This is a genomic window from Bacillus haimaensis (assembly GCF_048270625.1).
Lineage (GTDB): Bacteria > Bacillota > Bacilli > Bacillales > Bacillaceae_I > Sutcliffiella_A > Sutcliffiella_A haimaensis.
In genome coordinates this window covers 831,376-844,888 of sequence record NZ_CP158164.1, presented here as the reverse complement: position 1 = coordinate 844,888, position 13,513 = coordinate 831,376, and the positions used below count along the sequence as shown (strand labels likewise).

Here is a 13,513-nt window from a genome sequence, read left to right as displayed (position 1 = left end):
TTTGACGAGGTGTTCATTATTTAACCTTATACCGGCTATTATTTTATCGTTACGATTTTCACGTTCATTTCTCCGCCTGGAGTTTGGATTGCTACTTCGTCTCCAACTCTTTTGCCCATAAGTGAGCTACCCATTGGAGATTCGTTGGAGATGTTCCCTTCGAAAGGATCTGCTTCTGCACTACCTACGATTGTGTAAGTTTCTTCTTCACCATCAGGGAGCTCCTTAAATGTAACTGTCTTACCCAAACCGACCGCATCTGTATCTTTGTCTTCCTGGATGATTTTTGCATTGCGAACCATTTGCTCTAAAAGTGTGATACGACCTTCCACGAATGCTTGCTCTTCTTTTGCGGAATCATATTCAGAGTTCTCGGATAGGTCTCCGAAGCTGCGCGCGATCTTGATGCGCTCCACCACTTCTTTGCGTCGTACGCTTTTCAGATTTTCCAGTTCCTGTTCAAGCTTCTCTTTCCCAGCTTGAGTCATTGGATATACTTTCTCTTGTGCCATGACTAATCACTCCTTCTAGTAATTGCATTCCCCAATTCCTTTTATGTAAATGTGGAAAAAGATGTACCCATCAAATGGAATACATCAACGTTCTATCCACAATTGGAAAATTCTCTAACTTCTCATATGTTATTACAAAATGTCCTTTTGTTCAAGAATTGTTTGAATTTTTGTTACCATTAAATCGATGGCAACATGATTTTGTCCGCCTTCAGGGATGATAATGTCGGCATATCGCTTCGTCGGTTCAATGAATTGATTATGCATCGGGCGCACAACGGTCACATACTGCTCAATGACCGAATCAATCGTGCGTCCCCTATCTTTTATATCCCGGAGCATTCTGCGGATGATGCGGATATCGGCATCCGTATCCACAAAAAGCTTGATATCCATTAAGTTGCGCAAACGCTCGTCTTCTAATACCAAAATTCCTTCTACAATGATAACTTCCTTCGGCTCGACCTCGACCACCTGGGAGGATCTTGTGTGAAGGGTATAATCATAGACCGGCTTGTTGACTGAGTCGTAGCTTAATAAACTCTGTATATGCTGAATCAGCAGATCATTATCAAACGCAAGCGGGTGATCGTAGTTCGTTTTTAATCGTTCTTCAAAAGCTACATCCGCCTGATCCTTGTAATAGTAATCCTGTTCGAGCATTAAAATTGATTTCTCTGTAAAATGATCAAATATTGCTTTAGTAACACTCGTCTTTCCTGAGCCAGATCCACCAGCTACACCGATCACGATTGGTCTTTTCCCCATCCTGTTACTGCCCCTTTCGCATCATGTTGTTTGGATAGATCGGCTTTTCGACTTTGAATTTCACAATTTGCAATGGATGGCGCGCAGCATCAAGCTCCCGACCGTCCTCGTCCCAAATCTTCTCTATCTTTTGTTTGAAGTTTTCAATTTCAGGTCCAAAGAATTCCACTTCTTCCCCTGGCTTGAAAAAGTTTCGTTGCTGCAGCGTAACCATTTGTGTTTCTGCATCATAATCAAGCACCAAGCCTACGAAATCAAAGGTTGTCTTCTTGCTATGATTACCAAACATCTGCTCCTTATACCCGGGCACGCCTTCGAAAAACGCTGTAGCCGTTTCACGGTTCGCACACTTATCAAGCTCTTCAAGCCATTCTGGCTGAATCACAAAGTTTTCCGGATCTGCACAGTATGCATCAATGACTTTGCGGTATACACTTACTACTGTTGCCACGTAATGGATTGATTTCATACGGCCTTCAATTTTCAAGCTGTCAATGCCAAGCTCGATCATCTTTGGTATCGATTCAATCAGCTTCAGATCTTTCGGACTCATGGCAAATGCTGCATCATTTTCTGCAAAAAGTGCCTGTTCCTTGCCATCATTCAATTCATACAAATCATAATCCCAACGACATGACTGACAACAGCCTCCACGATTGGAGTCACGTGCTGTCATATGGTTACTTAGCGTACAGCGACCCGAATAGGCGATACACATCGCACCATGGATGAAAGACTCGATTTCGATGTCCACCTTTTCTTTCATTTCACGGATTTCCTCTGCACTTGTTTCACGTGCAAGTACCACACGCTCCAGCCCCTCTTCCTTCCAGAATTGGACTGCCTTCCAGTTTGACAAGGATTGCTGAGTACTTAAATGCACCTCAAGCTTTGGTGCCACACGGCGGCATGTTTCAATGATCAATGGGTCAGCAACGATGATTCCATGAACCCCTGCTTTCTCCAGACCGATTAGATATTCATCCAAACCCTCAATATTTTCATTATGAGCGAATATATTGGTTGTTACATAGATTCTGGCACCATACTTTTCTGCGAATTGAACTCCTTCCGCCATCTCTTCGTGTGAAAAGTTACCGGCATTGGAACGCAATCCGTATTCCTGGCCACCAATAAACACTGCATCGGCGCCATAATGTACGGCAATTTTAAGCTTTTCCAGATTGCCGGCAGGCGCAAGAAGCTCAGGCTTTTTCACAATCACACGTTTGCCGTCTACGATTTTTGAAATCTTATCATTCACATAAGTTGTCATCCTGTTGCCTCCTTTTCTTCTTAATGGCTGTTTTCGCATGCATAGTTGCTTTTGACGTATCCAACTTAAACACGTAATATTATTCACTTTCGTGCTCTTTTCCCGTGTAGTAGATTATCTCTTTGAATTATATGGTGGATAAGTGCTTTAAAAAATCCAAAAGCCGATTTTTCACGGACATAAGCAACAAACTTTACGAAAAGAGCCTTCTTAATAAACCGTCTCTTTAAAGAAAAAGCCTGTATCTAATGGACGATGTTCCTGCTGTTGTTCTTCCAGCTCGGCAAGAAGGTCCTCTTTTACATTTTCATATTCTTCACGGTCTTCCACACAAAGGTCGATTGCCTTGCGGTAGCGCTTTGTCGCCTCCACGATATATTCAGGCGTCTGCAATACACCATCAATCTTGAAGCTGTCAACCTCGGCATCAATCATTTCTTCAAGCTCATCGATGATGCACATGTCATTCGGACTCATGATGTGAGTTCCATTTTCGTCTTCAAAAATAGGATACTTATTGTTTCGTTCATTATCATGCAGGATCATAGCTTTATCTTTCGCCTTTTCGACTTCCATGGATTTTCCTTGGTATTCGAAATAGTGGCCGATCAGAGAACGTTTCGATTGGAACATACAGGTCATTCCGTGCACCTGTACTTCGATTTCCACTTCGGCATTCTCCTTCATTTCCACAATGGCATCCATATTGAGTTCCCTTGCCAACACTGCCCGCTTTGCACCTTTGCGGCCCCAGTAGTTGCAGGTGTAGTAGTTGGTTGCAGTCGTTTCCGTGTTCCAGTGCAGCTTCAAGGACGGCGCTGCTTCCCTTGCAGCCATCAGTACAGCCGGGTCACCAAAAATGACAGCATCCGCTTTTGCTTGCTCAAGGAAGGATAAATAGTCGGATAACTCGTCCACCTTTTCATTATGAAAAAGTGCGTTCATCGCCACATAAACCTTTTTGTTCTGTGCATGAGCCAGTTCAATGGCCAGGGCAACCTGGGAACGGTCAAACTCTCCTGCAAGTCTCAGACCATATCGTTGTTCACCGATGACGAAAGCATCCGCTCCCGCTTCCAATAGGTCACGCATGTTCGCAATGTCTTTTGGAGTTACTAACAGTTCAGGTTTTTTCATCGTTTTTCACCTCTTCGTTTACTAATGGCAATCCCGTCTCCAACAGGCAGAATCGATGTCACATAGTCAGGATGATTCATCAGCCAATGATTGAAATGGTCAATTTTCTTCACCAGATTCCTAATTCGCTTCGGCTCTACCGTTTCATGCGCTTCGGCAACCAGGCCTTTAAATAATACATTGTCTGTAATGATGACCCCGTTTTCGGCCAAAAGAGGCTCATACATCGTAAAGAATTTCTCATACTGGCCTTTGGCTGCATCAATAAAAATAAAGTCATACGGACCTTCTTTTTCGATATGTTCAAAAACTTCCAGTGCGTCCCCGAAAACAAGCTGAATGTTTTCTGTAAGCCCTGTTTCTTTTATATGTTTCACTGCTTGCTCGTATCTGATTTCATCTCGTTCAATGGTTACAACCTTTGCTTCCGGCAGGGCCTTGGCCATTCGAATGGAAGAATATCCAATTGCTGCACCTATTTCAAGAATTCTTTTCGGGCTTGAGAGTCTCAGCAGCTGCAATAATGTTTCCATTCCTACCAAATCCATGATCGGAACATTCTCTTTTTCTGCTAGCTTTTCCATTTTTGTAATGGCTTCATCTCTGGGCAGGATAAGAGAATCCAGATAGGTGACAATTTTATCATGATTAATTCCCAAGTGTGGTCCTCCCTTCACTTGATCATACATATATAGTCAAAAGCATTTCTTACACAAGAAAATAGAGTTCACCCCTGTTTGAGGAACTCTTGTGTGTGAGAAAGCTTCTTCTTTTAAACAACTCGATATATTTTATCATAAAAATAATGGGAATGCGAATTAATTTCGCATTCCCATCACTTTCATATACAGTTAGTTATTTGTGATATATTTGGCTTTATCGATGTTATGTTCTTCCAATGTTTCATTGAATAGCACTTCACCATCAGGTGTTGCCAGGAAGTAGAAATACTCGGAGTCGGCCGGCTTCAATGCGGCATCAATGGATGATGCACCTGCATTGGCAATCGGTCCAGGCGGCATCCCTGTATTAAGGTAAGTGTTATAAGGTGAATCCACTTCCAAATGTTCATATAGGGTCCGATCCTTATGCTCCCCAAGGGCATATAGGACGGTGGGATCCGTTTGAAGAGCCATATCGATCTCCAGACGATTGTAGAACACACTGGCAATAAATTCACGATCTGACTGATTGGTTGCCTCCGCTTCAATCATGCTTGCCATTGTAAGCAGCTGATGCGGTGTATATTCCTTTTGACGCATAAGATCTTGATATTCTGCGACTACTTCAACTGTTTTTTGCAGCATCGTTTCAATGATCTCCTCTACAGTCGGATCCTCTTTATAAAATGGATAGGTAGCAGGAAACAGATAGCCTTCCAGAGGGTATTTCACTTCCTCGTTCAAGACTTCGTCGGTCAGAATGGATGGATACTTATCGATCATCTTCTGAACAAACTCAGGATCATTTACGACCTCAAGGAATTCCTCTTCCTCAATATTTGTTCTGCTTGCCAGGATCGTGGCAATCTGGGTAAGCTGTCGTCCTTCCGGAATGGTGACTTGGAAAACAACCTCCTGCATGACTCGGCCCTGTTTCAACTGACCGATAATTTCATCCAGGGACATGGCTGGGCTGAATGCGTACTCGCCAGCCTGGAATCCGGATTCACTTTTAAATTTTACATAATAACGAAATATCTTCGCGTTATGAACAATCCCGTTTTCCTCCAGGATTTTTCCGATGGTTGTCGGGGAAGACCCGATCGGTATTTCTATTTGCTTTGTTTCTTTATTTTGTTCATCAACTGGTTTCAAGGCATTTTTTATGTAAAAATATCCGCCGCCAATTACACCGGTTAGGACTAGCATTAGAATGACAAATACAGTAAATACGATGCGGCGAACAATTTTCGCCTCATGGTGCTTCTCTTTTAACTTCTCTTCGATATAGTCTTTACTCTTTTTCTCAGACAAAAAAAGACCCCCTCTCGCACAATTATTAATTATACAACAATTTCATTTAAATTTTGACAAAAATATTTATTCTTTTGGATTTTCGACACTTTTATCGTGTACAATTACCTATTTCATTCGACGAAAACTAGGTCTTTAGGTATATAAATACTAATATTTTCTTCAGGAGAATAACCTTTAAACTACTGGCAGCCCTTATTTTCTTATCGTTTACTGCACCGTTCGCTTTCATGCAACAGCGGCTTGCTTTGGGACATACGTTTAACTTTTTATGAAAACAGAAAATTTGTGGTAAAATGAAGGTGGAGGGAGATTATGAAATTAACCATGTATACCGACTACTCCTTGCGAGTATTAATATATTTAGCTAGTGTGCCATCTTCGGAAAAACTCGTCCAGATCAAGGACATTGCGGATTCCTACGGCATTTCCAAAAACCATTTGATGAAAGTCATTTTCCACCTTGGGAAATTAGGATACATAGAAACGATCAGGGGCCGCAACGGAGGCCTGAGGCTTGCCGTTTCCCCAAAAAACATCAAAATTGGGGACGTGGTGAGAAATACAGAAGAGGACTTTCATATAGTGGAATGTTTTCAGGACCATCAAACCTGCATTTTGTCCCCCGCATGTAAACTAAAGGGGGCCCTACATCAAGCTACCCAGGCATTCTTGTCCGTACTGGATCAGTATAGCCTGGAAGACCTTGCTTCAAATAAGGAACAGCTGTCTTCCTTGTTATTTGAGCGTCCAAAACCATCCACGTAAAAAAGAGCAAGTCCGGATATCCGGGCTTGCTCTTTTTATGCGTTGAGTACGGTTTATTCCTCGTCCTCAGCCATGAATGTATTTAGCATTTCTTCAATCATATCCCACTCTTCATCCGTTTCAACCGGTTGAAGTTCGCCTTCTTCGTTTTCTTCGTTTGGCACAAAGCTGGAAGCGTGGATTTCGATATCGTCCTCATCGTCATTTTCCGCTCCAACTGGATAGTAAAGAACGTAAGACTTTCCGAATTCTTCTGATTCGAAAGTAAATAAAACCTCACAAAGCTGTTCGTTGCCGTCTTCGTCTACTACTGTAATTTGCTTTTCACCGTGTTCCATTCTATTCACCTCAGGTTTATTGTTGGCTATCCAGGTATCCTTGCAGAATCACTACTGCAGCCATTTTGTCTATTACTTGTTTTCTTTTTTTTCTACTTACGTCAGCAGAGAGCAGGATCCTCTCTGCTGCTACAGTAGAAAGCCTTTCGTCCCAGTAGATGACTGGGAGTCCGGTTTTTGCAGTCAGCATGTCACCGTAATGCCGGCTTGCTTCCCCTCGAGGGCCAATGGTGCCGTTCATGTTCTTCGGAAGCCCAATGACCACTTTTTCAGGCTTGTATTCAGCAATTATCTGCTTCAACCGCTTAAAGCCGAGGTTCTTTACCGCTTCATCAATTTTTATCGTTTCCAATCCTTGAGCAGTCCATCCCATTTCATCACTGATGGCAACTCCTACCGTTTTGGAACCTACGTCTAAGCCTAAAATGCGCATGTACTACTCCTTGCGATGCTGGTTTAGATAAGACTTCACTAATTCTTCGATTAGCTCGTCCCTCTCAATTTTACGTATTAATGATCTTGCATCCTTGTGACGTGGAATGTAAGCAGGGTCACCAGAAAGGAGGTAGCCGACAATTTGGTTGATCGGGTTGTACCCTTTCTCTTGTAATGCATCATGTACTGTCGATAATACTTCATTTACATTTGCTTCCATTGTTTCTTCTTGGAAGTTGAACTTCATCGTTTTGTCAAAGGAGCTCATGGTATGCACCTCTCTTTTAGACTTCTTTAATCTGCTTGTAAATTGTTACCTTTATTGTACACCAATTTTCAACAATGTTAAACGGATTTTATACATTCTTCCACAGATTGTAGCGCCTGGTCGACTTGTTCCGGGTTTTTTCCGCCAGCTTGAGCCATATCAGGACGGCCGCCACCGCCACCGCCGCAACGGGTAGCCACTTCTTTTACGATTTTCCCGGCATGGTGGCCCTTCTCAATTAAATCTTTCGTTACACCAGCAGAAATGTTCACTTTTCCATCCTGTACACTTGCAAGTACTATGATAGCAGAACCAAGCTTGGTTTTTAAATCATCAACCATTGTACGGAGATTGTTCATATCCGTTCCTGCCACTTTACTTACTAGCATGGTCACACCATTAACTTCCTTCGCTTTGTCAGAAAGACTGGATGCTTCAATGTTTCCAAGTTTAGCAGCAAGGGATTGGTTTTCTCTTTGAAGCTCCTTCATATCTGAAAGAAGGACGTCGATTCTGCTTCCTACTTCCTGTGGCTTCGTTTTCAGTTTGGCAGCAGCATCCTTTAACAGCTGTACCTGATCATTCAATAGACGGTACGCACCTTCACCGGTTACTGCCTCCATACGGCGTGTTCCTGCACCGATACCGGATTCAGACACGATTTTGAATAGGCCGATTACAGAGGTGTTCTGTACATGGCATCCCCCACAAAGCTCAAGGCTGTAGTCGTCCACCTGAACCACACGTACGATGTCCCCATATTTTTCGCCGAATAATGCCATTGCTCCCATCGCTTTTGCTTCTGAAATGGATTTGTTTTCAATGACAACATCCAGGTTCGCCCAGATCTTTTCGTTGACGATTCCCTCAATTTTTTCGATTTCCTCCTGCGTTACCTGCCCGAAGTGGGAGAAGTCGAATCGCAGTCGATCTGCTGTTACTTGAGATCCTGCCTGATTGACATGTGTACCCAAAACATCTTTCAGGGCCTGATGCAGGATATGTGTAGCTGTATGGTTTTTGATGATTTGCGCACGGTTGTTTGCATGCACTTCCGCTTTTACGGCCTGCTCCCTGTTCAGTACACCTTCTTCAACAAGGATAGTGTGTAGGTTCTGGCCGTTTGGAGCCTTTTGAACATCCTTTACAAAGCCTCTTCCACTTTCACCGGCAATATATCCGTGGTCCGCTACCTGTCCACCGCTTTCAGCATAGAAAGGAGTTTCGGAAAGGATGACCTGCACTTCTTCACCTGCTTCAGCAGAATCCACAAGCTCCCCATTTTTAACAATAACGGAGATGGTGGATGTAGTTGATAACTGATTGTACCCAACAAACGTACTTTGAGATCGGATTTCTCCTAGAATTCCGGATTGAACCTGCATGGAATCCACATCCTGGCGGGCAGAACGAGCACGTTCACGCTGCATTTCCATTTCCTTTTCAAAACCTGCATGATCCAAGGTCATTCCCTGTTCTTCTACATACTCTTCTGTCAGCTCCACCGGGAATCCGTACGTATCATAAAGACGGAACGCATCTGCTCCGGAGATGACATTAATGCCTTCTTCCTTCGCTTTTGCAATGACAGTGGAAAGAATAGCAAGACCATCATTCAATGTTTCGTGGAAACGCTCTTCCTCCGTCTTGATCACTCGTTGGATAAATTCCTTCTTTTCTTTTACTTCCGGGTAGAAGTCGACCATGATTTCTGCCACGACAGGAACAAGGTCATGCATGAACGGGCGATTGATTCCAAGCTGTTTTGCATAGCGGACCGCTCTTCTTAATAGACGACGCAATACATAGCCGCGGCCCTCATTGGATGGAAGCGCTCCGTCGCCTACAGCGAATGTTACAGTACGAACATGATCAGCGATTACTTTGAATGCCACATCTTTATCATACTCGATTCCGTATTTCTCACCTGATACGTTCTCTGTCGCTTGGATGATCGGGATGAACAGGTCAGTATCAAAGTTTGTCGGTACGTCCTGAATAACAGAAACCATACGCTCCAAGCCCATACCTGTATCAATGTTTTTCTTCGGCAGCGGTGTGTAGGTGCCATCAGGATTATGGTTGAACTCGGAGAATACAAGATTCCATATTTCCAGATAACGCTCATTTTCCCCACCAGGATAAAGCTCAGGGTCGTTCTCGTCATTTCCGTAGGATTCCCCGCGGTCATAGAAAATCTCTGTGTTCGGACCACTTGGACCTTCCCCGATATCCCAGAAGTTCCCCTCAAGGCGGATGATTCTCTCTGCTGGAATCCCGATTACTTCATTCCAATAACGGTATGCTTCCTCGTCCTCCGGATGGATGGTCACGGAAAGCTTTTCAGCTTCAAAGCCGATCCACTCCTTGCTTGTAAGAAACTCCCATGCCCAGTCGATTGCTTCTTTCTTGAAGTATTCTCCAATGGAAAAGTTCCCTAGCATTTCAAAGAATGTGTGATGTCGAGCTGTTTTCCCTACATTTTCAATATCGTTTGTACGAATCGATTTTTGTGCGTTGCATATGCGTGGGTTTTGCGGAATCACTCTTCCGTCAAAATACTTTTTAAGTGTTGCCACCCCGCTGTTGATCCATAAAAGGGAAGGGTCTTCATGTGGAACAAGTGATGCACTTGGTTCTACAGAGTGTCCTTTTTCTTTGAAGAAATCTAAAAACATTTGTCTGACTTGCGCAGAAGTTAAGTGTTTCATTTCGATATATCCTCCTTTATTTTTGAAAGTCTCTTTTCGCAAGGTTATAGTTTTGATTAAAAAATGATGCCCGTGGCTTTCCGCTTCAGGTACTCAGCGCCGCGCGGGGAGGGATGGGAGCCTCCTCGGCTTCGCCTGCGGGGTCTCCCATTCCCTCCATCTCCCGCAGGAGTCAAGTACCTTCCGCTACAACCCACTGACGGTTTTAAACATTTTTTTAAAGCAATAAACTTCTCGAAAAAAGTCTTTGGTTTGATAGAACTCATTGGTGATATTGCTTTCCCCTGTTGGTTGGAGCGTAAGGGGTGAGACTCCTTGAAAATGCAGGCATTTTCTGCGTGCGATGTATCGCTTCCGAAGCCTTCCTTGTCCTGCGGGAGCAGCGTGTCGAGGGAGACCCCGCAGGCGCAAAGCGCCGAGGAGGCTCCCAAGGCCTTACTGGATAAGCGAACCCTCTCGCTGCAACCAACAGGGTGTTCAATGTGGCAACTCTATTTTAAAGGTAGCCAAAAAAACAAAAAACTCCCGTCCCCAAAACAGGGACGAGAGTGTATTCTCGCGGTACCACCCTGATTATGACGGTACTTGACCATCATCTCTCAGATGCTTTAACGGTGCAAACCGGCAGGATTTTACCCCGCACTCCGGATTAGCTTTCTGCCATTCTTCTTCCTGGAATTCTTTCAGCCTGAGGAATTCCTCTCTACTAGGAAGGGCTTTAGCATACTCGATCCTTCTTTGAATTAAAATATGTAGATGTAAAGATTATATGCAACCTCCTCCCGGTTTGTCAATGCTTGATAAAATGACTGCTGATATGAGTGATGGTCACTTTTAAAACAGCAAAAACAGGAACAGCCAAAATCAATCCGACAACACCGGCAATTTCACCGCCGATCAAAAGGGCAAGGATGATCAGAACCGGGTGTATATGCAGGCTTTTCCCCACTATCAGCGGGGAAAGGATATTACCTTCTATGAACTGTAATCCGAAGATGATGATAATAACAAGGAACACCATTTTCACTGATATGGTGGCAGCGATAATGATAGCCGGAAATGCACCGATTACCGGTCCAAAGTAGGGGATGATATTGGTTATCCCGATAATCACACCCATCACCAAGGGATATCGCATGCCGGTAAGCCACAGACTGACCGTTGCAAGGAGGCCTATTATGATACAGACCGTCAATTGCCCCCTGATATAGCTGCCAAGTGATTGGTCGACGTCATGCAGAAAGGCCATACCTGGTTTTCGCCATTTTCTTGGCGTCAGATACCAGACCGTCTTTTTCACCTGGTCATAATCCTTTAAGAGATAGAAAACGATGAACGGGATGACAATGAGAATAAAAAAAGAGTTCAGAAGCCCCTTCAATCCTGCAATCACTTTTACAAGGAGGCTGGAGAGCATTTCTTCAAATTCCGAAAATGTCTGATCCACCCTATCGTGAATACCGTCCGGCCAACTGGATGTACTGGTGTGGATCTGCTTGATCCAGTCGCTGTATGTCTGAGCAAGCCTTGGGAAGTTTTCGGATAGCTCCCATAATTGATCAATGATGACCGGGATACCTTTGTACCCTAGCAACCCGATTCCGCCGAAAAACAACAGGTAGATGATCAGGATGGCAACCGGCCTCGGCAAGCCTCGGTTATGCGTATATTCGACCACCGGATGCAGCAGGTATGTAATAAAAACACTGATAAAGAATGGAATGCTTACAGTCAGAATGATTCGTAGTATCGGAGTCCAGAACGGGCTAAGCTTCATCCAAACATACAAAATGATCATAACGAGTAGAAGTGTACCTAGGCGTAAAAGCCATTTCCACTGATTGTTCAAGCGAAACGCCTCCTACTCGTTATTGTCTATTAAGTTTTCAATTATTATGCAGTCGTTTTAATCAAGAGCCAGAATTGATTCCGAGACTGTCTTTATAATAAACTGCAGATCCTCATCCTCAATGGAAAGAGGTGGCGCCAATGTCAGGACATTATTGTACCCCGCAACAGTCGCACCGTTCTTCCCGATGATAAGACCTTTTTGCTTGCAGCTTGCAATGACACTATTGATTTTATCGAGGGAGATCGGTTCTTTCGTGTCTCGATTGGAAACCAGTTCAATACCTACAAGCAGTCCCTTCCCGCGGACATCTCCGACAAACGGGTGGGTAGAGAGTCTGGATTTCAACTCACCAAGCAGGACTTTCCCTTTTTCAGCTGACCGTTCAATCAATTTCTCATTTTCCATGATCTCCAGATTCTTCAGCGCAAGCGCGCAGGATGCAGGGCTTCCGCCAAAGGTGTTTACATGACGGAAATAGTCATATTCCTCCGCCCCCTTGAACTTCTCGTAGATTTCCTTTTTGACGGCTGTTGCGGATAATGGAAGATAGGCACTTGTTATCCCCTTTGCCATGGTGATGATATCAGGTTTCACATCATAGTTCATGAAGCCGAATGGCATGCCGGTCCGGCCAAAGCCGCAAATCACTTCATCCACAATGAGGAGGGCACCGTGCTTTTTGCAAACCTCACTGACAGCTTTCATGTAGCCATCCGGCGGTGTCAGGATTCCCCCACCAGTAATGATCGGCTCCATAATCATGGCGGCAATCGTCTCACTCAGCTCCCATGTCATAGCCTGGTCAACATCTTTTACACTCCTGAGCCTCATCGGATCTGTGGTTATCGGCTCCTCCATTCGGTATGTGTCAGGCGGCGGAACATGGACAAACCCAGGTGCCAGCGGTTCGTATTTGTACTTTCTCTGCGCCTGTCCAGTTGCCGCAAGCGATCCCATCGTATTGCCATGATAGGACCTGTACCTGGACACAATCTTATAGCGGCTCTGGTCGCCGCATTGCAGATGATATTGCCTTGCAATCTTGAAGGCGGTCTCGTTCGCTTCCGATCCGCTGTTAGAGAAGAAAATAACATACTCATCCTTGAGCCATTCATTCAGTTTCTCAGCAAGCCTGATGGCGGGAACATGACTCTGCGTCAATGGGAAGTAGGCAAGCTCCTTCAACTGCACGTAAGCCGCTTCAGCAAGCTCGGTGCGGCCATATCCAACATTTACACACCATAGTCCTGACATGCCGTCCAGATACCTTTTCCCATCCACATCCGTCACCCAAGCACCCTTCGCCTCTTTCACCACCATCGTCCCCTGTGGACTATAAGGCTTCATGGAATGCCATACATAACGCTCATCACTAGCCAGCAAATCCTGCTCATGCGCCTGATCCATCCGAACCAAAGCAACCACACCTTTCTTGAGGGGCCTGACCCCTTTTTACATTTATTGGTTTATCC

Annotated in this window: 13 protein-coding genes and 1 other annotated feature; of the genes, 1 reads left to right on the top strand and 12 read right to left on the bottom strand. The window is 44.4% G+C overall.

Annotated elements, in window-relative coordinates:
* Positions 1-38: 38 nt before the first annotated feature.
* The 6 genes from greA to mltG form a co-directional block, all read right to left on the bottom strand.
* Entirely contained in the window at positions 39-512 is a 474-nt protein-coding gene (gene greA, locus ABN702_RS04020) for a transcription elongation factor GreA (RefSeq protein WP_417899497.1), read from the bottom strand.
* A 132-nt stretch (positions 513-644) separates the two neighbouring features.
* Complete coding sequence (gene udk, locus ABN702_RS04015; protein ID WP_417899496.1) at positions 645-1,280, bottom strand: uridine kinase; 636 nt, start codon at positions 1,278-1,280, stop codon at positions 645-647.
* A 4-nt stretch (positions 1,281-1,284) separates the two neighbouring features.
* Positions 1,285-2,556: a peptidase U32 family protein gene (locus ABN702_RS04010; RefSeq protein ID WP_417899495.1), complete on the bottom strand. Its 1,272-nt coding sequence runs from the start codon at positions 2,554-2,556 to the stop codon at positions 1,285-1,287.
* A 210-nt stretch (positions 2,557-2,766) separates the two neighbouring features.
* The gene (locus ABN702_RS04005) at positions 2,767-3,693 is read right to left on the bottom strand and encodes a peptidase U32 family protein (protein WP_417899494.1); all 927 of its coding nucleotides are present in this window, start codon (positions 3,691-3,693) and stop codon (positions 2,767-2,769) included.
* A complete protein-coding gene (locus ABN702_RS04000; RefSeq protein WP_417899493.1) occupies positions 3,690-4,382 on the bottom strand; it encodes an O-methyltransferase in 693 nt (230 codons plus the stop codon). Before ABN702_RS04000 ends, ABN702_RS04005 begins: the two co-directional genes overlap by 4 nt.
* Before the next feature lie 162 nt (positions 4,383-4,544).
* Positions 4,545-5,669 carry an endolytic transglycosylase MltG gene (gene mltG, locus ABN702_RS03995; RefSeq protein WP_417899492.1) on the bottom strand — a complete coding sequence of 375 codons (1,125 nt, stop codon included), beginning with the start codon at positions 5,667-5,669 and terminating at the stop codon, positions 4,545-4,547.
* 315 nt (positions 5,670-5,984) lie between these two features.
* On the opposite strand from mltG, the gene ABN702_RS03990 reads away from it, so the two are divergent.
* Positions 5,985-6,437 carry an Rrf2 family transcriptional regulator gene (locus tag ABN702_RS03990; RefSeq protein WP_417899491.1) on the top strand — a complete coding sequence of 151 codons (453 nt, stop codon included), beginning with the start codon at positions 5,985-5,987 and terminating at the stop codon, positions 6,435-6,437.
* Between the two features lie 53 nt (positions 6,438-6,490).
* On the opposite strand, the gene ABN702_RS03985 is transcribed toward ABN702_RS03990, so the two are convergent.
* From ABN702_RS03985 to ABN702_RS03960, 6 genes are all read right to left on the bottom strand, one after another.
* Positions 6,491-6,775, bottom strand: a complete 285-nt coding sequence (locus tag ABN702_RS03985; protein ID WP_204416015.1) for a DUF1292 domain-containing protein — start codon at positions 6,773-6,775, stop codon at positions 6,491-6,493.
* A gap of 16 nt (positions 6,776-6,791) precedes the next feature.
* Positions 6,792-7,208 carry a Holliday junction resolvase RuvX gene (gene ruvX, locus ABN702_RS03980; RefSeq protein ID WP_417899490.1) on the bottom strand — a complete coding sequence of 139 codons (417 nt, stop codon included), beginning with the start codon at positions 7,206-7,208 and terminating at the stop codon, positions 6,792-6,794.
* Positions 7,209-7,211: 3 nt separating this feature from the next.
* The gene (locus ABN702_RS03975; RefSeq protein ID WP_417899489.1) at positions 7,212-7,478 is read right to left on the bottom strand and encodes an IreB family regulatory phosphoprotein; all 267 of its coding nucleotides are present in this window, start codon (positions 7,476-7,478) and stop codon (positions 7,212-7,214) included.
* A gap of 77 nt (positions 7,479-7,555) precedes the next feature.
* Positions 7,556-10,189: an alanine--tRNA ligase gene (alaS, locus tag ABN702_RS03970; protein WP_417899488.1), complete on the bottom strand. Its 2,634-nt coding sequence runs from the start codon at positions 10,187-10,189 to the stop codon at positions 7,556-7,558.
* A 535-nt stretch (positions 10,190-10,724) separates the two neighbouring features.
* Positions 10,725-10,937: a binding site (T-box leader), on the bottom strand.
* A gap of 42 nt (positions 10,938-10,979) precedes the next feature.
* Positions 10,980-12,038 (bottom strand): AI-2E family transporter, encoded by a 1,059-nt coding sequence (locus ABN702_RS03965; protein ID WP_417899487.1) that lies wholly within the window; start codon positions 12,036-12,038, stop codon positions 10,980-10,982.
* A gap of 57 nt (positions 12,039-12,095) precedes the next feature.
* On the bottom strand, positions 12,096-13,448 hold the full coding sequence (locus ABN702_RS03960; protein ID WP_417900816.1) for an aspartate aminotransferase family protein: 1,353 nt from the start codon (positions 13,446-13,448) through the stop codon (positions 12,096-12,098).
* Between the last annotated feature and the right edge of the window lie 65 nt (positions 13,449-13,513).

Coding starts and splice junctions, on each gene's coding strand:
- greA (WP_417899497.1), bottom strand. CDS start 512: ATGGCACAAGAGAAAGTATATCCAATGACTCAAGCTGGGAAAGAGAAG.
- udk (WP_417899496.1), bottom strand. CDS start 1,280: ATGGGGAAAAGACCAATCGTGATCGGTGTAGCTGGTGGATCTGGCTCA.
- ABN702_RS04010 (WP_417899495.1), bottom strand. CDS start 2,556: ATGACAACTTATGTGAATGATAAGATTTCAAAAATCGTAGACGGCAAA.
- ABN702_RS04005 (WP_417899494.1), bottom strand. CDS start 3,693: ATGAAAAAACCTGAACTGTTAGTAACTCCAAAAGACATTGCGAACATG.
- ABN702_RS04000 (WP_417899493.1), bottom strand. CDS start 4,382: ATGTATGATCAAGTGAAGGGAGGACCACACTTGGGAATTAATCATGAT.
- ABN702_RS03990 (WP_417899491.1), top strand. CDS start 5,985: ATGAAATTAACCATGTATACCGACTACTCCTTGCGAGTATTAATATAT.
- ABN702_RS03985 (WP_204416015.1), bottom strand. CDS start 6,775: ATGGAACACGGTGAAAAGCAAATTACAGTAGTAGACGAAGACGGCAAC.
- ruvX (WP_417899490.1), bottom strand. CDS start 7,208: ATGCGCATTTTAGGCTTAGACGTAGGTTCCAAAACGGTAGGAGTTGCC.
- ABN702_RS03975 (WP_417899489.1), bottom strand. CDS start 7,478: ATGAGCTCCTTTGACAAAACGATGAAGTTCAACTTCCAAGAAGAAACA.
- alaS (WP_417899488.1), bottom strand. CDS start 10,189: ATGAAACACTTAACTTCTGCGCAAGTCAGACAAATGTTTTTAGATTTC.
- ABN702_RS03960 (WP_417900816.1), bottom strand. CDS start 13,448: ATGGATCAGGCGCATGAGCAGGATTTGCTGGCTAGTGATGAGCGTTAT.